Annotated in this window: 17 protein-coding genes; 8 read left to right on the top strand and 9 right to left on the bottom strand. The window is 40.0% G+C overall.

What is annotated here, in order from left to right:
- Nucleotides 1–363 precede the first annotated feature (363 nt).
- Together H6G25_RS08110 and H6G25_RS08105 are read right to left on the bottom strand one after the other, a co-directional pair.
- On the bottom strand, nucleotides 364–804 hold the full coding sequence (locus H6G25_RS08110; RefSeq protein WP_190392039.1) for a hypothetical protein: 441 nt from the start codon (nucleotides 802–804) through the stop codon (nucleotides 364–366).
- A gap of 66 nt (nucleotides 805–870) precedes the next feature.
- Nucleotides 871–1,563: a hypothetical protein gene (locus tag H6G25_RS08105; protein WP_190392038.1), complete on the bottom strand. Its 693-nt coding sequence runs from the start codon at nucleotides 1,561–1,563 to the stop codon at nucleotides 871–873.
- A gap of 271 nt (nucleotides 1,564–1,834) precedes the next feature.
- Between H6G25_RS08105 and acs the strand changes: the two genes are divergently transcribed.
- The 4 genes from acs (at nucleotide 1,835) to H6G25_RS08085 (ending at nucleotide 5,369) form a co-directional block, all read left to right on the top strand.
- On the top strand, nucleotides 1,835–3,805 hold the full coding sequence (gene acs / locus H6G25_RS08100) for an acetate--CoA ligase (protein WP_190392037.1): 1,971 nt from the start codon (nucleotides 1,835–1,837) through the stop codon (nucleotides 3,803–3,805).
- 130 nt (nucleotides 3,806–3,935) lie between these two features.
- Nucleotides 3,936–4,418: a DUF4365 domain-containing protein gene (locus H6G25_RS08095; RefSeq protein ID WP_190392036.1), complete on the top strand. Its 483-nt coding sequence runs from the start codon at nucleotides 3,936–3,938 to the stop codon at nucleotides 4,416–4,418.
- A 4-nt stretch (nucleotides 4,419–4,422) separates the two neighbouring features.
- Nucleotides 4,423–5,097, top strand: coding sequence for a DUF4365 domain-containing protein (locus H6G25_RS08090; RefSeq protein ID WP_190392035.1), 675 nt, complete (start codon nucleotides 4,423–4,425; stop codon nucleotides 5,095–5,097).
- Complete coding sequence (locus H6G25_RS08085; protein ID WP_190392034.1) at nucleotides 5,094–5,369, top strand: hypothetical protein; 276 nt, start codon at nucleotides 5,094–5,096, stop codon at nucleotides 5,367–5,369. The genes H6G25_RS08090 and H6G25_RS08085 overlap by 4 nt, the downstream gene beginning before the upstream one ends.
- 388 nt (nucleotides 5,370–5,757) lie before the next feature.
- Here the strand turns inward: H6G25_RS08085 and H6G25_RS08080 are convergent, their stop codons facing one another.
- Complete coding sequence (locus H6G25_RS08080; RefSeq protein WP_190392033.1) at nucleotides 5,758–7,095, bottom strand: serine/threonine-protein kinase; 1,338 nt, start codon at nucleotides 7,093–7,095, stop codon at nucleotides 5,758–5,760.
- Nucleotides 7,096–7,253: 158 nt separating this feature from the next.
- Between H6G25_RS08080 and H6G25_RS08075 the strand changes: the two genes are divergently transcribed.
- From H6G25_RS08075 to H6G25_RS08065, 3 genes are all read left to right on the top strand, one after another.
- Nucleotides 7,254–10,070 carry a cation-transporting P-type ATPase gene (locus tag H6G25_RS08075; protein WP_190392032.1) on the top strand — a complete coding sequence of 939 codons (2,817 nt, stop codon included), beginning with the start codon at nucleotides 7,254–7,256 and terminating at the stop codon, nucleotides 10,068–10,070.
- A gap of 197 nt (nucleotides 10,071–10,267) precedes the next feature.
- Nucleotides 10,268–11,194 (top strand): LysR family transcriptional regulator, encoded by a 927-nt coding sequence (locus tag H6G25_RS08070; protein ID WP_190392031.1) that lies wholly within the window; start codon nucleotides 10,268–10,270, stop codon nucleotides 11,192–11,194.
- Nucleotides 11,194–12,246 (top strand): anthranilate phosphoribosyltransferase family protein, encoded by a 1,053-nt coding sequence (locus tag H6G25_RS08065; RefSeq protein WP_190392030.1) that lies wholly within the window; start codon nucleotides 11,194–11,196, stop codon nucleotides 12,244–12,246. The genes H6G25_RS08070 and H6G25_RS08065 overlap by 1 nt, the downstream gene beginning before the upstream one ends.
- 788 nt (nucleotides 12,247–13,034) lie before the next feature.
- Here the strand turns inward: H6G25_RS08065 and H6G25_RS08060 are convergent.
- Nucleotides 13,035–17,645 (bottom strand): DUF4347 domain-containing protein, encoded by a 4,611-nt coding sequence (locus tag H6G25_RS08060; protein WP_190392029.1) that lies wholly within the window; start codon nucleotides 17,643–17,645, stop codon nucleotides 13,035–13,037.
- A gap of 444 nt (nucleotides 17,646–18,089) precedes the next feature.
- Here H6G25_RS08060 and H6G25_RS08055 point away from each other — a divergent pair, with 444 nt between their 5' ends.
- Nucleotides 18,090–18,758 (top strand): dienelactone hydrolase family protein, encoded by a 669-nt coding sequence (locus tag H6G25_RS08055; protein ID WP_190392028.1) that lies wholly within the window; start codon nucleotides 18,090–18,092, stop codon nucleotides 18,756–18,758.
- 9 nt (nucleotides 18,759–18,767) lie between these two features.
- On the opposite strand, the gene panD is transcribed toward H6G25_RS08055, so the two are convergent.
- From panD to secA, 5 genes are all read right to left on the bottom strand, one after another.
- Nucleotides 18,768–19,157, bottom strand: a complete 390-nt coding sequence (panD, locus tag H6G25_RS08050) for an aspartate 1-decarboxylase (RefSeq protein WP_190392027.1) — start codon at nucleotides 19,155–19,157, stop codon at nucleotides 18,768–18,770.
- A gap of 207 nt (nucleotides 19,158–19,364) precedes the next feature.
- Complete coding sequence (locus H6G25_RS08045; protein WP_190392026.1) at nucleotides 19,365–19,877, bottom strand: inorganic diphosphatase; 513 nt, start codon at nucleotides 19,875–19,877, stop codon at nucleotides 19,365–19,367.
- Between the two features lie 197 nt (nucleotides 19,878–20,074).
- Entirely contained in the window at nucleotides 20,075–20,263 is a 189-nt protein-coding gene (locus H6G25_RS08040) for a hypothetical protein (RefSeq protein WP_190392025.1), read from the bottom strand.
- A 145-nt stretch (nucleotides 20,264–20,408) separates the two neighbouring features.
- The gene (locus H6G25_RS08035) at nucleotides 20,409–21,200 is read right to left on the bottom strand and encodes a DUF4231 domain-containing protein (protein ID WP_190392024.1); all 792 of its coding nucleotides are present in this window, start codon (nucleotides 21,198–21,200) and stop codon (nucleotides 20,409–20,411) included.
- 113 nt (nucleotides 21,201–21,313) lie between these two features.
- A complete protein-coding gene (gene secA, locus H6G25_RS08030; RefSeq protein WP_190392023.1) occupies nucleotides 21,314–24,106 on the bottom strand; it encodes a preprotein translocase subunit SecA in 2,793 nt (930 codons plus the stop codon).
- Between the last annotated feature and the right edge of the window lie 84 nt (nucleotides 24,107–24,190).

The raw sequence follows: 24,190 nt of genomic DNA, 5'->3' as shown, positions 1-24,190 counted from the left end.
CCTCGCACCCCCCTCAATCCCCCCGCTGCGGGGGGAAGAAAAGGATAAATTTTTGATATTGGAGGGGGTTGGGGGTGGGGTTCTTGTACCTCATAACATCGGGAAGTGCTGTAAATAATAAAAATAAAGCGATTTTTTCCTGAATCATGGTGAGCGATCGCTTTATTTTTATGTTAATCTCTCTATATTTAGAGAGCAATGATATATTGATTGTGGTGATATATTGATTGTGGGGTGGGCTTCCAGCCCGCCCCAGCCAACAATACTATCTGATATTTATTTCAGGTTCATAACTTACCCTAGCTCGTAGTTATCACTTGATTCCTAAAAATCAGGGCTAAAGCCCTGACTACGAACTGAATATTATAATTTTGTGTGACACTTTGATGACACTTTATTGACAAAATTATCAGCTAGATATAATAATTCCACATCATCAATATCAAAGTCACCTGCTAATACATCTTTGACAGCGGATATTTGATCATTATCTCTAGAAATTCTCAAACATTCTTCTAAATCTACTGCTAAATCAAACAATGATATATCTCCTAAATGCTTTCTAATTTTTATAGCTACATCATCATCACTAACCAAAAATTCTTTAATAGCATCAAATAACGGACTAGATATTTGATCATCTCCCCAAGTTTCTAACCAATCACTTTCTACATCTTCTACATAAATATGAACAAAATTTAATCCATAATTTAACCAATCTTGCTGCATATTCCGGGCTACTGCTAACGCTTCAGTCAGATTTTCGAGTTGAGCGTTGCTATTAGTTTGTTGTTGATTAACCATAAATGGCATTTTCAGCAGATTAATGATGTTGGCTAGGACACAGATTTCGATTTTAATATTTGGGAATCAGGAAAAATTCATATACTTCCCTTCGGCCAGATGATCACTGTTATACAGTGCAACATTGACTAATTGTTGAATAAAATCATTTTCTTGCGGATTATAACTCAAGAATAATCCTCTTTCTATTTCCCACAATTGCAGTGCATTTTGCCACTTTTGATATTTTTGAGCATGAAATTCTTCACTAACACTTGTGACTTGAATACAGAGTGGTTTATTTTGATGATTACTGACAATAAGGTCTGTGGCCATAGAAAGGTCAGCTATATAACGCCGCCAAAAATCCCCTTCACGATGGACAATATCTTGAGCTATATATTTAATGATATCACTATCAGTTTGATTAAATTCCCCCGCCATCATTTTTTTCTTCCAAATATAAAATTTGGTGTCTGTGGCGTTTATCCATTTAGGAAATAGATAACCGTACCAATATCTTTCATTGGCGGTCATTTGCTCAAACTGTAGTTTTTGCTCTTCTGCGGAGGGTAGAGATCTAATTGCTAACCAAACCCTAGAGTCTGTAATTACTTCTAATAAAAAAGCCACGACAATTGGTTTGGACATCAGAGAACCAAGCTTGATATGTTTAATCCAACGGTTGATCTCTATTAATTTTATCATGAGACTTGGATCTATTTCAGAGGCTTGTTCAATCAGTAGGTTTAATTTATCCTTAATTTCTTTGGCTTGCAAACTGTATCCTATGGTAAAACACTAACTTACTTGTTAAAGGCTTATGTCGAACTTGATCGGTAAATAAGATTGTTAAAAACATCATCATTATTTTATTTTACTACAGCACTGATAAATTCAGCGTTGTTTAATTTTCTTACTAAAGTAGGATTAGATGAGCATATCAGTAAATAATCTTTACATTCAGTGCAGCTTTATGAAAATCTCAACATTATTGAGTACAACTTAGTTAAGAATAGTTTTAGCCACAATATCGTTTTTATCCATTATCATGTCTCAACCAACTATAGAATCCATTTTACAGGAAAAGCGGCTATTTCCGCCTACCAGTGATTTTTCGCAAAATGCCCATATCAAGAGTTTAGCAGATTATCAGCGTCTTTACGACAAAGCCAAAGCCGATCCTCAGCAATTTTGGGCAGAATTGGCAGAAAATGAGTTACACTGGGTTCAAAAGTGGGACACTGTGCTAGATTGGCAACCGCCTTTTGTCAAGTGGTTTGTCAACGGTAAGATTAATATTTCTCACAATTGTCTTGACAGACATCTCACTACCTGGCGTAAAAATAAGGCTGCGTTGATTTGGGAAGGAGAACCGGGAGATTCTCGCACTCTGACATACTCCCAATTACATCGAGAAGTTTGTCAATTCGCTAATGTACTAAAACAATTAGGCGCGAAAAAAGGCGATCGCATTGGTATTTATATGCCAATGATTCCCGAAGCCGCCATAGCTATGTTAGCCTGTGCCAGAATTGGCGCACCCCATAGCGTTGTTTTCGGTGGTTTTAGTGCTGAAGCCTTACGCGATCGCTTAAATGATGCGGAAGCAAAGATAGTAATCACAGCGGATGGTGGTTGGCGCAAGGATGCAATTGTCCCCCTCAAAGAACAGGTAGACAAGGCTTTAGAAAACAATGCAGTCCCCAGTATTACAGATGTGCTAGTTGTCAAACGCACAAATCAAACAATACAAATGGCAGCAGGTCGTGACCATTGGTGGCATGATTTACAAAAAGGCGTTTCTGCGGATTGTCCCGCAGAACCAATGGACAGTGAAGATATGCTGTTTGTTCTCTACACTTCCGGTAGTACAGGAAAACCGAAAGGGGTAGTCCACACCACAGGCGGTTATAACTTATACAGTCATATCACTACCAAATGGATTTTTGATCTTCAGGACACAGATGTATATTGGTGTACTGCTGATGTCGGTTGGATTACGGGACATAGCTATATAGTTTATGGACCCCTTTCCAACGGTGCAACCACTGTCATGTATGAAGGTGCGCCCCGTGCTTCTAATCCTGGTTGCTTCTGGGATGTGATTGAAAAATACGGCGTGACCATTTTTTATACTGCACCAACCGCCATTCGTGCCTTTATTAAAATGGGTGAACATCATCCTAATAAACGTAATCTTTCTTCTCTGAGATTACTGGGAACTGTCGGTGAACCGATTAACCCCGAAGCTTGGATATGGTATCAAAAAATTATCGGTGGTGAACGCTGCCCAATAGTTGATACCTGGTGGCAAACGGAAACCGGTGGGATTATGATTACACCCTTACCTGGGGCAATTGCTACAAAACCCGGTTCAGCGACTCTACCTTTTCCCGGTATTATTGCGGATGTAGTGGATTTAGAAGGTAATTCCGTTCCTGATAATGAAGGTGGTTATTTAGCCATTCGTCATCCTTGGCCGGGAATGATGCGGACTGTGTACGGTGATCCTGAGCGTTTCCGGCGGACTTATTGGGAACATATTCCGCCCACAGATGGTAAATATACGTACTTTGCTGGCGATGGTGCAAGGAAGGATGAAGATGGCTATTTCTGGGTCATGGGGCGCGTAGATGATGTCCTGAACGTCTCTGGACACCGCTTGGGAACAATGGAAGTAGAATCAGCCCTAGTGTCTCATCCGGCGGTGGCTGAGGCTGCTGTAGTGGGTAAACCGGATGAATTGAAAGGTGAGGAAGTTGTAGCTTTTGTCACTTTAGAGGGGACGTATCAAGCCAGTGAGGAGTTAAGTAAGGAACTGAAAAAGCACGTTGTCAGTGAGATTGGAGCGATCGCTCGTCCCGGTGAAATTCGCTTTACTGATGCTTTGCCAAAAACGCGATCGGGTAAAATTATGCGTCGGTTATTGCGGAATTTGGCAGCAGGTCAAGAGGTGTCGGGAGATACTTCGACTTTAGAGGATCGCAGTGTGTTGGATAAGTTGCGGGAAGGTGCATAGTTTAAGGTAGTTTCGCGCAAAGACGCTAAGGAGCAAAGGCGCAAAGTAATCTGGGGTGGGCAATTTTGCCTACCCTGTATTATGGGAAGAAGATGATAACTTGAATTATGATAGGGGTATAGAGAACACAATGAGGGATGCACTAGGACAAAGAGGTGAATGGTTATTTAACCTTTTAATAACAACATTTCACTCTGATAGTCCAATTTTTAAGCCACAGTTTTTAGGAGATAAATGGCAGTATGTTGATTTTATTGTGGAGTTAGTTGGTCCTGTTTCTTATATTCCCTATTTCTTTGTACAAGTCAAAACTACTAGGCAAGGTTATACTCAAAAAGAGAATCGCCTTAAGGTGAAAGTAAAAGAAGAATCTGTAATTGGTATAGCATCTTATCCAGCACCAACTTATATAGTGGGAATTGATGACATTCAAGGAACAGGTTATATAGTTTCTGCTAATGGAGAAAATTTAAAATCTCTCTCAAGCCTATCTACTGAATTTCCTATTAATAAACAAAATAGAGAAATCCTTTGGAATGAAGTCAATGATTTCTGGAAACCTTATACACAGAATAAACAAAAAAATTTAAGTTCCAAGTTCAAATGGAGATGAAACAATGCAAATAGAACAACCTTGGTATATTGGTTTACGTTCAAAAGCTTTAGCAATAGTATCTTTAACTGAACGTGATGATTTGATTGTTTATAGAGATACAAAAGATTATGATTTAGATGTTCTAGTTTCCATTAGCAAAAATGGTGAAGATATTAATAGGCTTTTTGGTGTGGAAATAAAAGCTGTAAAATCCACACCTAAAATAATTCAAAATGATGCTGTTTTCAATATAGAAGGAGCAGATGTAGATGTTCTGCAATCACGATTAAAAAAGTGTAATTTTCCAATATGTCTATTTTTCTTTACCCTCGACAATGATAATGGCTACTATAAATGGATTAGCGAACCAATTCTTGATAACGAAAACAGTAACAAATTAAAATTTAATAGAAGTCCAGAGTTTAGAGAATTAACCAAAGAGGCAATAAATGATATTGTTTCTTTGATTAATCAATGGTATGAGAATCAACGCGATGAAAATCAACCAACTGCTCATATAACTTATGTACGTCCACTACGTAAACGTTATCATGCAAGTGATGATATAAATTACGAAATATCTCAAATCTCACAACGTGAACGTCGCAAGGTATTTGGTGATCTTCAACAAAGAATTAAACAAAATTATGCAGCTAAAGATGATATAAATCATGAAGTAAACAAGGTGAAGTCATGACAGCAAAAGAAGAACTAATCAAAGAAATTACTCAATCATCGGATTTTTTAATTGAAGAAGTTTTAAATTTCTTACTCTTCATTAAAAACAGGTTTAAGCAAAGAATTTCCGAAAGTCAAACTGGAGATGTTAGCAATAACTTATCATCTCCATCTTTTTTAAATTTCATTGATAATATTACTAGCCAAATTCCTCAAACAGAATGGGAAAAACTACCATCTGATATGTCAAAAAATTTAGATTACTATTTATATGGTTCACCCAAGAGTTGAGAATGAAAAAAGTATTTGCTGATACAGGTTATTGGATATTTTATTATTTGTCAGAATCAGGATGTCCAGGATTTTAGGATTTACAGGATGTTGTTTGAAAGTTTCATGTTTTGATTTTTGATTGTCCATCTTTATCTGTGTTTATCTGCGTTCAATTATTCTTGATATTACTGTTAGATTACTAATTTTTTTTAAACGAACCACAGAGACACAGAGGACACAGAGAAAAAATATCAGTTATCTTTGTGTGGGAAGGGAGTAATTTTCTCGTTCATCCAATTAATTATCTCAAAATTGGGGGAGGTTTCATCAGAAAATAAAATCCTGTAAATCCTTTAATCCTGGTTATCCTGATTCAGACTTAATAATTTTCTGTAACCTTTAAATGTTACAGTTTACAAGTCTCGATGCGAGAGAATAACAGACCCCAAACCTTATGACACCTGCGAGGGAGGCAACCTTTTGGTGCTGTCTTGTTAAAAGTAATATCGTAGGGGGACAACCAGTCTCCTCCTCTTCTCCATCCTACCTCTTCCCCGAACTTCTGCCAGATTTCTGAATTGTGCTTTCTCGTTCCACCTAAACTTTGATAAATCTGTTTCTGCACAGAAAACCCAAATTTACCATCACTGTATTTTACCCACAACTGGTCAATGGTGTGGAGGTCTTTGCAGGGAAAATTATCAATACTGTGAATATTTAAAATACCTTCCTTTTCCCTTTTAGCAACCGCTAACATTACCAGCGATGTTTCCTCATCTGCTTCTTTCCATTTCTCTGCTGCGAGTAAGTCACACAGTTGTCTGTAGTCCATTCCACAGGATGATTTTAATTGTATTTCTTGCTCTTTTTCAATATTAACTAAACCCAAATTTTCCCGAAACTTTAATACTGTCTGAGTCCGGTTTTTTGGTTCTAATTCCATACCCTCCAAAATAGCATCATTCACCCTCTGACTAAGACTTTGATTATAAACTTTTGGTTTTACTAAAAAGTCAAAAGTTTTAATCTGTTCACGTTTGTATGCGGGTGCTGGAGTAGATTTTGAGTCTCGTTTAAGTCCATCAGCAGTGAGAAGATAATATAAAGTTGCAGCCAAAGCGTAAACATCGGTATGGGGTCCAAAATTGCCTTTATCCCGATATTGTTCAATAGGTGCATAACCTTCTGTTAATGAGATAGTCATGCTTGTCTTAGCCATACTGCGAGTTGAACCAAAATCAATTAAAACGGCTTCTTGTTCATTTTGGCGTAAGAGAATATTTTCGGGTTTAATGTCGCGGTGTAAACTTCCTTTGGCGTGAATATATTCTAAAGCCTGACTAATTTGATTTATATATAGTAGTGCTTCAGTTTCGGAAAGTTGTCCTTTATTCTGGACATACTTAAATAAAGTTACCCCATCAATATATTCCATCACCACGCCAACCAATCTAAATTTCTCTTCCTCAATTACTTCTACTTCTTCGATAACTTCATGGACTTTGACAATGTGTTTATGATCAAAACTTGCTATTTTTAAAGCTTCGTTAATAAACTTAACTTGTTGGGCTGCAAAGTCGTCTCGCAATTGCATTTCCTGATTGAGCGTTTTAACGGCGTATAATTTACCCGTCTTGGGTTCTAAAGCTTTGTAGGTAATACCAAAACCACCGATACCCAAGGGTTTGCCTTGAATGATATATTTACCTTTGTTGATTGGTTGCCCTGGTCGCCAAATTATCATCGGTTCAGAAATATATAAAGATAATTATTTTTATAGTGACTCATTTTACCATCTAACCACCCCAAAAAACCCACCCCACACCTCAGACAGATGAACAGGTATAAACTCAGCATCTAAAATATCAAAATCAAAGCCAAAGCCCGATTGATACCAAAAGTATGGATTCCAACTTTCATATTTGGACGCTGACACCTACAAATGTTTACAAGACCCTCATAACCACGCCCCAAGGTATCAGCGAGGCCGAAGCAAATTTAAGATTAAAACAATCTGGTTATAACGAACTACCCGAACCCCAAACACGCCCTTTAATTCTGCGTTTTACCGACCAACTAACCCATTTTATGGCCTTGCTGTTGTGGGTAGCGGGAATATTAGCTTTTATTTCCCAAACACCAGAATTAGGTTGGGCAATTTGGGCAGTAATTTGGATTAATGCTATTTTTAGTTTTTGGCAGGAATATCAAGCGGAAAAAGCTTTATCAGCCCTGAAAAAAATCTTACCTTCCCAAGCTAAAGTTTATCGTGATGGAAAATTATCTATAATTGCTGCCCGTGAATTAGTTAGCGGCGATGTCATGCAGTTAGAAGAAGGTGATAAGATATCCGCTGATGCCAGAATTATTCAAAGTCAATCTTTATATGTAGATGTTTCCGTACTCACAGGGGAATCTTTGCCCGTTCCCCGCATTAGCGAACCCGTCACCGCCGCCAATATCCATGCTTCAGAAGCTAGTAACTTAGTATTTGCCGGTTCTACTGTGGCCGCAGGTCGGGGTTTGGCGGTAGTTTATGCCACAGGCACACATACGGAATTTGGTCAAGTTGCCCATCTTACAGCCCATGTGAAGCGGGAAGCCAGCACTTTAGAAGTGCAAATTTCCAGAGTAGTTCACATCATTACCATCATTGCTTTGAGTATGGGGGTGGTGATATTTTTATTAACTAAGTTGCTGGTAGGAATGCAACTCAAAGAAAGTTTCATTTTTGCCATTGGTATTATTGTGGCATTTGTCCCCGAAGGTTTATTACCTACTGTCAGTCTAGCCTTAGCTATTGGTGTCAAACGCATGGCTAAACAAAATGCTTTGGTGCGGCGTTTGTCTGCGGTGGAAACTCTGAGTGCTGTAACCGTGATTTGCACTGATAAAACTGGGACTTTGACTAAAAATGAAATGACTGTCCGCCAATTGTGGATTCCCAATACTAATATTAATGTGACTGGGGTGGGTTATGAACCGAAGGGAAAAGTGGAAATTATTACGGAAGAGTTACGAACCACAGAGGCGCAGAGGACACGGAGAAATGAGGTGCGGTTAATGTTGGCTGGTGCGGCACTTTGTTCTAATGCGCGGTTAAATCATCCCCCTAATTCTCATCAATGGCAAGTATTGGGTGATCCTACGGAAGGGGCGTTATTGGTGGCTGCTATTAAGGCGGGGTTGAAGTTGGAGGAGTTGCAACAGCAAGCCCCAAGGGTTCGGGAAATTCCTTTTGATTCCCACCGACGAATGATGACGGTTTTATTACAGGGAAATTTGCAGTTAGATGATAGGGAAAATTCCCAGTATTTGATTTTTACGAAGGGATCAACTTTAGATGTGTTGCAGCATTCGCGGTATTTATGGCATTCGGGGGAAAAGCGGGAATTGACGGAAACTCAGCGCGAGGAAGTTGTGACGGCTAATGATCAATTAGCAAGTCAAGGTTATCGTGTCTTGGGGGTGGCTACTAGGCACGGTGGGGCGGAATTAAATAACCTAGATGATAATTTGTTAGAACAGGATTTGACTTTTTTGGGATTGGTGGCGATGATTGATCCAGCCCGGCCAGAAGTTGCTGATGCGATCGCTCTTTGTCATCGTGCCGGGATTCAAGTTACTATGATTACGGGTGATTATGGCTTGACAGCGGCAGCAATTGCACAACGTATTGGTTTAGCCAACGGTAAACCCAGAATCATCACTGGTGAACAATTGGGACATCTTTCTGATACCCAATTGCGGCAAATCCTCCACAAGCACAAAACTGGGTTAGTATTTGCCAGGGTAATGCCGGAACAGAAACTCAGATTAGTGGAAGCATATAAAACCCTTGGTCATGTCGTCGCTGTTACTGGTGATGGTGTCAACGATGCCCCCGCTTTACGCGCTGCTAATATCGGCATTGCTATGGGAATTAGCGGGACTGATGTTGCCCGTGAAGCTGCGGATATTGTTCTCATAGATGATAATTTTGCTACTATTGTCGCCGCCGTTGAACAGGGTCGGTCGGTGTATCAAAACATCCGCAAATTCATGACTTATATTCTCGCTTCTAATATGGCGGAGTTTTTGCCTTTCCTGGCAATGGTGTTTTTGAAAATACCTCCAGCTTTGGTAATTTTGCAGATATTAGCCATTGACTTAGGTACAGATATGCTGCCCGCACTGGCATTAGGGGCAGAAAAACCGGAAGCTGGTTCCATGGAGTTACCACCCCGCAAAAAATCCCAACCACTCTTAGATTTACCTTTATTGTTACGTGCTTACTGCTTTTTAGGACTGCTGGAAGGTTTGGCAGGTATGGGGGGATTTTTCTTTGTTTGGTGGACAAATGGTTATAATATGACCCAATTACAGGCACTTAGCGCCAGTATTTTATCGCACTCGGCTAATGCCGCTACAATGGCGATTTATCATCAAGCAACAACAATGACTTTAGCCGTAATTGTGGCTTGTCAAGATGGTAATGTTTTTGCCTGTCGTTCGGAACGGTTTTCGATTTTGCGTTTGGGGTTTTTTACTAACCGCTTGATTTGGGCAGGAATTGCGGTGGAATGGTTTCTAATTCTCTCTATTATTTATTCTCCTACTCTGCAAAAAATCTTCTCGACAGCAGCTTTAAAACCATCATATTTGCTAATTTTATTGATTTGTCCACCGTTGATATTAATAGCTGATGAATTGCGAAAACGAATTATTAGCGGGACTTAGGCAAAGAATTTGAGATTTTGCATAGACTATTACTGACGGGAATTTAAACCTCATCAAAACAATTCAGTATTAGCAAGTATTTCTGCTAATATAATTATGTAAATTAAATACTGGATAAAAATTAAGTTAAATTAAAATTATACGGAAAATGAGTTAAATTCCGTTAAATTTATCATGTATCATCAGGCTAAATCAAAATGCGCTTAGAGCAGTTGCAAGCCTTTTTGGCGATCGCACAAACTGGCAGTTTTCAACAAGCTGCAAAACAATGTGGTGTGACTCAATCTACCATTAGTAGACAAATTCAGGGACTGGAGGCAAATTTGGGGGTAGAACTGTTTCACCGCAGTACCCATGCTAAACTAACTTTAGGCGGTGAACGCTTACTCCCCCGTGTCCAGAAAATTTGTCAAGAATGGGAATCTGCTACACAAGAGTTAACGGAGTTAATCGGAGGAAAGCAACCAGAATTATGTATTGCAGTCATTCATTCTGTTTGTGCTTCTTATCTACCACCAGTGTTACAAAAATTTTGCCATGATTACCCAGAGGTACAATTGCGGGTAACATCCTTAGGAAGCGATCGCTCGCTAAAAGTTCTCAAAGATGGTTTAGTAGACTTAGCAATTGTTATGCACAATCGCTTTTTAATCACAGGCAAGGAAATGGCGGTAGAAGTGCTATATGATGAACCAATAGAGGTTTTAGTCGCTGCTAATCATCCCCTATCTGAATATCAATCTATACCTTGGCTAGAATTAATTCGCTATCGTCAAGTAGTATTTAAAGAAGGTTATGGGATGCAGCGTCTTATTCAGGATAAATTTGAAAGTAAGTCAACCAAACTCAGCGCGGCTTTAGAAGTAAATACCTTAGAAGCCTTTCGGGGAGTAGTTCGTCAAGGAGAACTGATTGCTTTACTTCCCCAGTCAGCATTAATAGAATCTAGAAATGATCCTACCCTTGCAGTTCGTCCCCTAGCCGAAAATAACAATTTAGCCGATAATTCTGGTTTAACTCGTCGGGTAGTAATGGTGACCACTCACGACCGTCTCCAGATTCCTCCCATACAACACTTTTGGCAACTTGTCAAGAATAATATTCCCGCAATGACAACTGACTAATGACTAACTTTAGAGAATTTATCCAAAAAATAGGTAGCGGAAATCACACATCAGAAAATTTAACCCGTGATGAAGCGGCTACTGCTACAAGAATGATGTTATTAAATGAAGCTACACCTGTACAAGTTGGTGCATTTTTAATTGCTCACCGTATTAAACGTCCCACGGGAGCAGAGTTAGCAGGAATGTTAGACGCTTACTATGAACTCGGTCCCAAGTTGCAATCAATAGGACAACCTGTAATTATTTTAGGTATACCCTATGATGGCAGAACTCGTACTGCACCGATTAATGTGATTACGGCTTTACTATTAGCTGCTGCGGGACAACCTGTAATTATGCACGGAGGAGATCGTTTACCGACAAAATATGGTCTACCTTTAATCGAAATTTGGCAAGGTTTAGGAATAGATTGGACTAGCTTAACACTAGAACAAACCCAGCAGGTCTTTGAAGCCACAGGAATTGGCTTTGTTTACACCCCAAAGCATTTTCCCCTCAATCAAATTTTGTGGTCATATCGTGAGCAATTGGGTAAACGTCCACCATTAGCAACCATGGAGTTAATTTGGTGTCCCTACGCTGGTGATGCTCACATTATTGCTGGTTTTGTTCATCCCCCTACAGAAGCAATGTTTCAAGTGGCTTTAGGGTTACGTGGGGTCAGGAAATATACTTTTATTAAAGGTTTAGAGGGTAGTTGTGATTTACCACGCGATCGCACAGCTATTATTAGTTTATCTTCATTAAATCCAGATGAATTAACTCGGTTACAACTCGTACCCCGTGAATATGGTTTTATAACTAAAAATGTGCCTCTAACTACTACAGCAGAACTAATCAATGATTTGCAAGGGGTTTTAACAGGAAACGCCGGCGAAATGCTGCAAACAGCTTTGTGGAATGGTGGTTTTTATTTGTGGCGTAGTGGTATTTCTCCAAATATGCAAGCGGGTATAGATAAAGCTGCTACATTAATCAGCAGTGGTGTAGTCAAGGCTAAACTTGAGGAAATCAGTACGGTGATGTCTGACAGCGAAGCGTGGTGTTAGCCATATCAGGATATCCAGGATGAAAGGATGTACAGGATAATGATTTAAAATGGTGCGTTACTCTATTATATAGCGATTGCTATGCTACACACAAGTTCTCTACCAATGGTGCGTTACGAATACAGCTAACACACCCTGCTTTTAAATAATTTAAGATAGTTCTTCCTTATCAAGATAAGGATAACATTTTTAAAATCCTTTGTCAACACCTAAAAATAAAATTTTTCGCGGTTTTTTTTGCGTTAATTGTTGCTTTGTGGGGTGATGTCAGAATCAGGATATCCAGGATGAAAGGATCTACAGGATGAAGATGGGGATTTTTTGATGATGTCAATGATTTAAAATGGTGCGTTACTATATAATATGGCGATCGCTATGCTACACACAAGTTCTCTACCAATGGTGCGTTACGAATACAGCTAACACACACTACTGTAAATAATTTACGATAGTTCTTCCTCATCAAGATAAGGATAACATTTTTAAAATCCTTTGTCAATATCTAAAAATAAAATTTTTCGCGGTTTTTTGCGTTTTGTGATAATTGTAGGTTGGGTTAAGCGACAGCGTAACCCAACAAAGTCCTAACAACAAAGATACAGGGGTTTCCGCTCTTATGAGGTACATCTTAAGCCCCCTCCTCGCACCCCCCTCAATCCCCCCCGCAGCGGGGGGAAGAAAAGGATAAACTTTTGATATTGGAGGGGGTTGGGGGTGGGGTTCTTGTACCTCATAACATCGGGAAGTGCTGTAATTGTAGGTTGGGTTGAGAAAACCCAACAAAGCTATTAACTAAATAGGAAAGTACCTCCAAACAGGTTTAACTTCGCATTGGTGCTATTAAATCCTAATGTACCGGATAAGGTAACTAATAATTGACCAGTACCAAAACCAATATTACCACCAATACCATCCCCAGCCCGCACTAATGTAGTATTACCTGATGTAATTACATCAAAATTGGCAATACCTGTAAAGTTCAGTCTATCGCCACCGACACCGCGCACAAAGTGGTAAACTGTATCTGTAGCATCACCAAGAACGTAATTAACGTTATCTACAGCATTATCGTTTAAACCTAAGTACAGGCTATCGTTACCGAAGCCACCTGTGAGAATGTTAGCTGCTGCGTTACCTGTAATGATATTATTCAGGTCATTACCTGTACCGTTAATAGCGGTTGTTCCCTGTAAAGTCAGGTTTTCGGTATTGGGGGTTAAGGTATAGGTTACAGTTGTGAAAACAATATCAGTTCCTTGATTTACTAATTCTGTGATGGTATCTGCTGTATTGTCCACATAATAGGAGTCATTACCAGCGCCACCAATGAGGGTATCATTTCCTAAACCACCTGTGAGAACGTTATTACCTGTATTACCTGTAATGATATTATTCAGGTCATTACCTGTACCGTTAATAGCGGTTGTTCCCTGTAACGTCAGGTTTTCGGTATTGGGGGTGAGGGTATAGGTTACAGTTGTGAAAACAATATCAGTTCCTTGATTTACTAATTCTGTGATGGTATCTGCTGTACTGTCAACATAATAGGAGTCATTACCAGCACCACCAATTAAAGTATCTGCACCCGTACCACCTGTGAGAACGTTATTACCAGTATTACCTGTAATGATATTATTCAAGTCATTACCTGTACCATTAATAGCGGTTGTTCCCTGTAACTTTAGGTTTTCGGTATTGGTGGTTAAGGTATAGGTTACAGTTGTGAAAACGCTATCTGTTCCTTCATTAGCATTTTCTGTGATGGTATCTGCTGTATTGTCCACATAATAGGAGTCATTACCAGCACCACCAATTAAAGTATCTGCACCCGCACCACCGGTGAGAACGTTATCGGCTGCGTTACCTGTAATGATATTACTGAGGGTGTTACCAGTACCGTTAATAGCGATTGTTCCCTGTAACGTCAGGTTTTCGGTATTGGTGGTTAAGGTATAGGTTACAGTTGTGAAAACGCTATCTGTTCCTTCATTAGCATTTTCTGTGATGATATCTGCTGTATTGTCCACATAATAGGAGTCATTACCAGCACCACCAATGAGGGTATCATTTCCTAAACCACCAATGAGGCTATCATTTCCTAAACCACCTGTAAGAACGTTATTACCAGTGTTACCCGTAATAATATTATTGAGGTTATTACCAGTACCGTTAATAGCGGTTGTTCCCTGTAACGTTAGGTTTTCTAAGTGGTTTCTTAATGTCCAAGTGATAGAAGATTCAACGTTATCTATTCCACTATTTAAAAATTCAATAATGACATCTCCCACATTATCTACTACATAAGTGTCATTACCACTACCACCACCTAATAAATCTGCACCTGCTCCCCCGTTCAGAGTGTCATTACCATTTCCACCTCCTAAATCATCGTTTCCTGTACCTGCTTTAATCCAATCATTACCAGTAGTACCGTTAAAACTGATAGTACCCGCAAAGCTAGTTAAATCAAAGCGTTCAAATCCGAATACTGTTGTCCCAGGAATATCTAATTGATTGGTGGTGTTACTGGTATCTATGGAGATAAGATCATTAACTGTTCCTCCAGTGATAATTAAGGTATCTGTGCCATTACCACCTTTGATGGTGTCGTTTTGTTGTAAATTGGCAAAAGTGCTGGTGATGGTGTCGTCTCCATAGTCAGCATCTATGATATCCTGTTGGGCTGTGCTGGTAAAGCTTTCGTTATCGTTAAGGTCAGTTACTCCAATGGTTAATTGTTTTTCAAAAAATAACTCCCCTTGGTCTGTGGTTCTAACTCTAATACTGTAACTATTTTTGGTTTCAAAGTCAAATACAAAGTTGGTTCTAAGTTGATTTCCGCTAATGGTAAATAAACTATTATCCGTTGCACCGTTCCCAGTAACTAAGCTATAAGTAAAGGTGTTTCCTGTATCTGTGTCTGTGGTGGTGAGATTACCCACTACTGTACCAATAATTTGGTTTTCCGCAACGGTGCTATTAGAGAGAGTGAGGTTGGTAGGAGTTTCGTTCAGGTCAGTTACTCCAATGGTTAATTGTCTCTCAAAGAATAACCCACCCTGGTCTGTTGTCCTCAGTCGAACGCTATAACTGTTTTTGGTTTCAAAGTCAAAGACAAAGTTGGTGGTAAGTTGATTATTGGTAATGGTAAATAAACTATTATCAGTTGCACCGTCCCCGGTGACTAAACTATAAGTAAAGGTGTTTGCTGTATCTGGGTCTGTGGTGGAAAGATTACCAATCACTGTACCAATAATTTGGTTTTCCGCAACGGTGCTATTAGAGGGAGTGAGGTTGGTAGGAGTTTCGTTCAGGTCAGTTACTCCAATGGTTAATTGTCTCTCAAAGAATAACCCACCCTGGTCTGTTGTCCTCAGTCGAACGCTGTAACTGTTTTTGGTTTCAAAGTCAAAGACAGCGTTGGTGGTAAGTTGATTATTGGTTATAGTGAATAAACTATTATCAGTTGCACCGTCTCCGGTGACTAAACTATAAGTAAAGGTGTTTGCTGTATCTGGGTCTGTGGTGGAAAGATTACCAATCACTGTACCAATAATTTGGTTTTCCGCAACGGTGCTATTAGAGGGAGTGAGGTTGGTAGGAGTTTCGTTCAGGTCAGTTACTCCAATGGTTAATTGTCTCTCAAAGAATAACCCACCCTGGTCTGTTGTCCTCAGTCGAACGCTATAACTGTTTTTGGTTTCAAAGTCAAAGACAAAGTTGGTGGTAAGTTGATTATTGGTAATGGTAAATAAACTATTATCAGTTGCACCGTCTCCGGTGACTAAACTATAGGTAAAGGTGTTTGCTGTATCTGGGTCTGTGGTGGTGAGATTACCAACCACTGTACCAATAATTTGGTTTTCCGCAATTGTGCTATTAGAGAGAGTGAGATTAGTAGGTGCTTGGTTATTAAACTCACTCACGTCTATGATTTGTAGTCCTGAATTACCATCAGCTACATAGGCATAGTTACCCACTACTTGCACACCATAAGCATTGCCAGATGTATCATAATTGCCCTTGAGGGTAGGGGTAGTGGGGTTGCTGATGTCTATTATTTGTAGTCCTGAACCCCAGTCAGTAATATAGGCATAGTTACCGACTACTTGCACACCATAAGCATTGCCAGATGTATCATAATTGCCCTTGAGGGTAGGGGTAGTGGGGTTGCTGATGTCAATTATTTGTAGTCCTGAACCACTATCACCTACGTAAGCATAGTTACCGACTACTTGCAGTACACCCTCAGCCCAGCCAGATGTATCATAATTGCCCTTGAGGGTGGGGGTAGTGGAGTTGCTGATGTCTATGATTTGTAGTCCTGAATACCCATCAGCTACGTAAGCATAGTTACCGACTACTTGCACACCCGAAGCATAGCCAGATGTATCATAATTGCCCTTGAGGGTGGGGGTTGTGGGGTTGCTGATGTCTATTATTTGTAGTCCTGAATACTCATCAGCTACATAAGCGTAGTTACCCACCACTTGCACACCTATAGCTCTGCCAGATGTATCATAATTGCCCTTGAGGGTGGGGGTTGTGGGGTTGCTGATGTCTATTATTTGTAGTCCTGAATACTCATCAGCTACGTAAGCATAGTTACCGACTACTTGCACACCATAAGCATTGCCAGATGTATTATAATTGCCCTTGAGGGTGGGGGTAGTGGGGTTGCTGATGTCAATTATTTGTAGTCCTGAATAACCATCACCTACGTAAGCATAGTTGCCCACTACTTGCACACCCCAAGCAGAGCCAGAAGTATTATAATTGCCCACTAATGTGGGTGCAAATACTCCTTGGTAGCTGTGGAGGGTGTGTGCATTGAAAACAGAACCTAACCCCCTAACCCCCTTCCCTAGCAGGGAAGGGGGAATGTTTAAAGCCTCTCTCCTTGTAGGAGAGAGGTTTTTTACTGGGTTGATTTCATCTGTAACGGGAATATTCACCTCTAATTGCCAATTTCCCCCTAATGCTGCATTGCCGGTTTTTGTGGTGGAGGCGCTAATGGTTGCGGTTGTAATTTGATGTAATTTGTGAATAAATTCTGTCCCAGCATCCCCAGCAGCGACGTTACAACCATATAGTAAAATATTCTGAGGTTGCCATTGTTGTAATTGTTGAGTGTAATTATGAATATTAGTTAAGTTTAATTGACTATTGCCTAAATATAAGCATCCAGGCGCACCGTGGGAAAGGATGTGAATGGTGGTGATGTGGGGATGTTGTTGTAAAATTTGGCTAATTTGCTCAATTCCGTCTTGCTCTGGGGAAATAATAACTGTTTTTACGCCTTCGATAATTCCTGTTTGGAGGGTGTGATAGTCGGAAAGGGAGGCATCTATAAAAACAATTGTTGTTGCGGTTTGACGGAGGAAAGAGTTGTTAGACATATTTTTTCCTTTGCACCTTGGAAACGTGGTTTTTTATTGTCTGGGGTAGGGAATGAGTAACATTACGTAAAACATGGCTCTGTTATAATTATAATGGATTCAATCGGAAATAAAACCGTATTTTTTTGATTTAATATGTGTTGATTAGAGTCTGTATTAGTGTCACATACAGGAAATTTTGGTAACATTTATGCTTTCACATTTGTCGGAATCAGGTGGTTATCGAGCGAAGTCGAGATAATATCCAGGATGAAAGGATTTACAGGATGAAGATAGGGATTTTATGATTATGTCAATAACCAATGGTGCGTTACGCTGTCGCTAACACACCCTACTATTTGGCTGTTCCCTGTCACCTGATTAAAGATGGATGTATAGAATTATGGGAATTATTAAAAAGGAATTATCGGGTTAATAGCACAAGTAATTCTTGATTTATTGGTTATGGATAGAACATTAATGCAGAACCCCCAGGAACAACTAGTATCAGTGATAACAGGTGATGTGACCCTAGAGGGTAATTTGGTGATCCCCTATAGTGCTATCGGGATAGTTTTATTTGCCCATGGCAGTGGTAGCAGTCGTTACAGTCCCCGTAATCGTTATGTTGCCGAGGTATTACAACAAGCAGGACTGGCAACTTTATTGCTTGATTTGCTGACTATGGAAGAGGAAGAAATTGACCTGCGGACAAGACATTTACGCTTTGATATTGGTTTGTTAGCATCTCGCTTAGTTGGAGCTACGGACTGGCTACTACAGAACCCAGATACTCAAGAACTCAAGATAGGTTACTTTGGTGCTAGTACGGGTGCGGGTGCGGCTCTTGTGGCTGCTGCAAAACGGGGGGAAGTTGTGAAAGCTATTGTTTCCCGTGGTGGACGACCTGACTTAGCTGGTTCAGCATTACCTGAAGTGAAAGCGCCAACATTGTTGATTGTTGGTGGTGATGATCTGCCTGTAATAGCGATTAATGAGGATGCAATGGCACAGTTACACTCAATCAAACGGTTGGAGATTGTTCCTGGGGCTACACATTTATTTGCAGAACCAGGTAAATTGGCGGCTGTAGCACATTTAGCAAGAGAATGGTTTACACACTACCTCAAATAACAACAGAACTTACACCTCTTCCCTCACTTCCCCAGAAGCATAATTTCGCACTTCTAACAACTGGTTTTTTGCATCCACAATCACAACAGTAGGAGAGTAACATTTTAACTCTTCCAAAGTAAACTGGCCGTAAGTCATAATGATCAAGCGATCGCCTACTACACCTAAGCGAGCCGCTGCCCCATTTAATTCTATAGCTCCTGAATTAGCTACCGCAGGTATAGCATAAGTAGTAAAACGCTCACCATTAGCAATGTTCACTACTTGTACTTGCTCATAGGGAAAGATACCAGCTTTTTCTAAGAGAATTTCGTCAATGCTGATACTACCCACATAATTAATATTTGCTCCTGTGAGGGTACAGTTATGAATTTTTGCTAACAAGAAAGTACGCTGCATTGGGATTAAAAATTTTTTTTGCAACCAGGAAGATTTTTCCAACTTACATCAGTATTTGTGATTAATGATTCCACAATTATTGATTTAGCGGGTAATCAGTAATTGATATTACCACTAGACATTTAGTGAAAATTAAATGTGCATTTTTTATAACCCTTGTAGAGACGTTCCATGGAACGTCTCTACAATCTTTACTGGAGATGTTTATTATCCTTGGGCAGCCTTAATAAACTTTTCTACTAAGGGAGCTACTTTTTCCACATCTTGCCAACCGAGAATTTGTGTTACCTTTTTTTCCAAATTCTTATAACTACGGAAAAATTCCGCAATTTCCTCTAATTTGTGGGGGGATACATCTTTGAGGGACTTTACATGAGCATAGCGTGGATCTTTGGCGGGAACACAAAGAATTTTTTCATCACGATCACCACCGTCAATCATTTCTAAAAAACCAATTGGTCTAGCAGCAATGATGCAACCGGGGAAAGTTGGCTCATCCATGATCACCATACCATCTAAAGGATCGCCATCGTCAGCTAAGGTGTTAGGGATAAAACCATAGTCATAAGGATACTTTACCGAAGAATAGAGAACGCGATCTAAGGCAAATGCTTGTAAATCCTTATCGTATTCATATTTATTTTTACTCCCACCAGCAATTTCAATTAAGACGTTAAGTAGACCTGGTTTGGGTTCGGCAGGAATAAGAGATAAATCCACAACAAGACTCCTATATTAACAGTGAACAGGGGCAGTAGATATTTTTGCTCCCAGTGTCAAATTTTAAGGCATTGTGGATCTTTTCCTCAAAATTCCTGGTTGAGTGCTGTAAATTCCGTGAAACGTTAATTCTTGTTAAGTTTTTTTCTGTCCCTAAAAATCAGTATTTTCATTGACTAGACTTATAGCATTTGTATTTAATCTCCGGTGTGAGACAGGTTATAGGTTAAAGAGGGCTGATTGTTTTCAACATTGGTTGAAGAGTAGTGGGCAATGATAAATACTGGTAAAATCAGAGTTATCAGAGCGATCATTGTTCCCACAATGTCTGCCAAACGCTGGGAAGATGTATCACAAGAATTGACAGACTGGCTATTTAAATTCATACAAAGTTGCAGTTAATCAGATCACTGGTAGGTTGGCTCTCTTTTGCAGAGTATGTATCACCATTCTAGCTATTTTTTGACTATAAACCGCAATGTCAGGGATATCTGACATTCGGGTGCAGATTCTGCACCCAATTAGTCCCGACTATGGGGCTACTTTTTGTTCTGTAGTTGCTTCTTCAGGTTTTGGTGAGTCTTGTTTTTCTGTATTTACGGTGTCTGAATCAGTTTTTTGTTGTACTTGTGGCAGGTGAATGCTATTCACTTGATTAATAAATAGTTCTACAGCCTGACTAATTTTTTGTTGTTGTTTATCTTCTTCTGGAATATCATAACAACGATAGGCTGGAGTGATTCCTAAAATAAACTTTTCCTGTTCAGATTCTAACAATTCCACCGCTGTGCTAGCCGCCATCCAATTTTTTTCAAAGGGAAATGATGTGACGACACTAGCCACAATGGAAGCAACTGCTGGACAGATGACAGGTAGCCATTTTAACCACGGTTGTCCTGCCTCCAATTTATCAACTAGAACCAAAATTGGTGTCACACCTGATAAAATAACCGTAGAAATTTGCAAAACGTAGTATAAAGTTCTGTTAAGGTCTCTAGAACTTTTATAATCGTCAATCAAGTCTTGAGCATATTCTAAAGCTTTAGCTCGTGCTGGCAAAACTGTGTTATGGTCTAGCTGAGTATCTTTACCCAATAAGGAGGTATAAAGTTTAGCTTTTTTTGACATTTGATTTTTTTCTGCTTTCTTTTTGGCACTATTTACTGATTGTCTATTAAAGATAAACAAACCAATAGCAAGAGTTAAAGCAACGGAGGCAGCAATTACATGATCTTGATTGCTAGAATCAAAATAAATAATAGCAAATGATGCAATCGCAACTGCAACTAATAAATAATCAATCAACTTCAAAAAAAAGAGCATATTTTTTGACACGATGTAGTTGTTGTTAAAGTGTTAAGTTAAAGACAGAGAAAAACGTGATGTATTACTAATAACAGCCCCATCTTCAATTAAGATGGGGTTTCTACATCCTCTTAAAGGATCTCAGAAGTCTGCAAAGTTTGCTGTGCTTGAGGCTGAAACATAAACAGAGAATAAACCACATCACGGCGGATATTCACCATCATATCCAAGAATAACTCATAACCCTCACTCTTATACTCAATCAGCGGGTCTTTTTGTCCATAACCACGCAAGCCAACGGACTCACGCAAAGCATCCATTTGTTGCAGATGTTCCCGCCATAGAATATCTATGCGTTGAAGAATAAAAAAGCGTTCCGCCTGGCGCATTAATCCTGGTTGAATTTGGTCAATTTGCGCTTCTTTGAGATCATAAGCAATTCGCGCTTGTTCATGGAGGAAAGCTTTAATTTCCAAAATTCCCATATCTTCCAACTGGCCAGACTGCATATCAGCCAACAGGTAAACAAACTCTTTTACCTTATCCACCAATTTTTCTAATTCCCATTCTTCCGAAGGTAAATCAGGGTTAATGTAATAATCAACGATGTCGTCCATGGTTTTTGCAGCGTATTTGATCACCTGTTCCTTCAAATCTTCGCCTTCCAAGACCCGACGACGTTCCGCATAAATAGCCCGACGTTGGTTATTCATCACCTCGTCATACTCAAATACCTGTTTACGGATATCGTAGTAATTGGTTTCTACCTTTTTCTGCGCTCCTTCTAAGCTGCGAGTCAACATACCCGACTCAATAGGCATATCTTCTTCGACTTGAAACGCATTCATCAACCCAGCAACGCGATCGCCTCCAAAGATGCGTAATAGGTTATCCTCTAAACTGAGGAAAAATCTTGTAGTTCCGGGGTCGCCTTGTCTGCCCGCCCGTCCGCGTAGCTGGTTGTCAATCCGTCGTGATTCGTGGCGCTCTGTACCAATGACGTGCAAACCGCCTCGTTCTACCACTTGATCATGTTCGCGGCTGGTAAATTCCTCATATTCACGTTTAATCTCTTGGTAGGCCGCCCGCAATTTCTGAATTACCACATCATCCGTAGGGGCTTTTTCCGCCGCTACAGCCACTTTGTCTTCTGCTTCCAACTCCGGTAAACTACGTTCGCCGTAAGCCTTTACAGCCGCTTCTACAGCCGCTTTTAAAAGCTGTTCTGTTTCCTTTGTTAATTGGGTGGGAAAAATTTCTGGAGAAGCCCGCCAAGTTTTCACCTTTTTCCCCGGTACAAAACCCTGTCCACCACCGCTACCACCTATAGGTAGTCCAGAAGCCCTCTGAATACCAAAACTATCATCATCTTCCGGTGTGACAATGCGGGGCATAAAATATTCCCGCAGTTTCAACCTGGCCATATACTCAGAGTTACCACCGAGAATGATATCTGTACCACGTCCTGCCATGTTAGTAGCGATAGTTACAGCCCCACTGCGTCCAGCTTGGGCGATAATTTCCGCTTCTCGTTCTACGTTTTCTGGTCTAGCGTTGAGTAACTCATGGGGAATTTCCATTTCTTTCAGGAGTCGGCTCAGGAGTTCAGATTTTTCGACGCTAGTTGTTCCCACTAACACAGGCCTACCATTTTCGTGCATTTCGGCACATTCTTTAGCGATCGCTCTCCATTTCCCTGATTCGGTTTTAAACACCATATCAGATAAATCTTCCCGTCTTCTGGGCTGATTTGTGGGAATAATTGTGACTTCTCGTTTATAAATCTTTTCAAATTCCACTTCTTCGGTTTTTGCAGTTCCCGTCATTCCCCCCAACTTGGGATACAGCAAAAACAGGTTTTGATAGGTAATAGTCGCCAAAGTTTGGGTTTCTGGCTGAATTTCTACGTGTTCTTTTGCCTCAATTGCTTGGTGTAATCCATCACTCCATCGCCTACCGGGCAATACCCGCCCTGTAAATTCATCCACAATCACAACTTCATCATTGCGGACAATATAATTGACATCTTTGAGAAACAATTCCTTCGCTTTAATTGCATTAAAGATAAAATGCGCCCAAGGGTCTTCTGGGTCAAATAAATCTGTCACACCTAGTTGATTTTCCGCCTCGGCAAAACCCTCATCCGTCAAAAGAACATTACGATCTTTTTCGTTAACTTCGTAATGTTCATCTTTTTTGAGAGTGAAAGAAATTTCCGCAGCTTGTAAGTATTTTTCCGTAGGTCTTTCCACCTGACCAGAAATAATCAGGGGTGTCCGGGCTTCATCAATCAGGATTGAATCTACCTCGTCAATGACACAGAAATTAAATGGCCGTTGCACCACCTCGGACATAGAGGTAGCCATATTATCCCGCAGGTAATCAAAACCTATTTCACTATTTGTTACATAAGTAATGTCACAATCATAATTTTTTTTGCGTTCACTGGGGGTCATTGTAGACTGAATTAACCCCACACTCAAACCCAAGAACCGATGGACTTGACCCATCCATTCTGCATCCCGACGGGCTAGATAATCGTTAACGGTAATTACGTGAGCGCCCTTACCAGTTAAGGCATTTAAGTAACTCGGTAAAGTTGCTACCAAGGTTTTTCCCTCACCGGTTTTCATTTCAGCGATTTGCCCATTGTGAAGGATTATACCGCCTTGTAATTGAACATCAAAGTGGCGCAATCCCAAAACACGCCGACCTGATTCCCGAACCACAGCAAAGGCTTCTGGCAAAATATCATCTAGGGTTTCACCTTTGGACAGTCGTTGTTTAAACTCGACGGTTTTAGCCCTTAACTGTTCATCAGAAAGCGGTTTAATATCTTCCTCTAAGAGGTTAATTTCTGTAATGTCAGGTTGGTATTTTTTAAGTTTACGAGCGTTGGGATCGCCCAACAAAAGTTTTAGCATGGCAGTTTATAGAATTAAATCAGAAAGGATGGAGATTCAAGCTTTGGCTATATGATTATAGACGTTTAATCTAACCCAGCCGCT

It is taken from the genome of Dolichospermum sp. FACHB-1091, assembly GCF_014697585.1.
Taxonomy (GTDB): Bacteria; Cyanobacteriota; Cyanobacteriia; order Cyanobacteriales; family Nostocaceae; genus Dolichospermum.
Note: the sequence above shows the minus strand (reverse complement) of the source record. Positions and strands in the feature narration are given on the sequence as shown.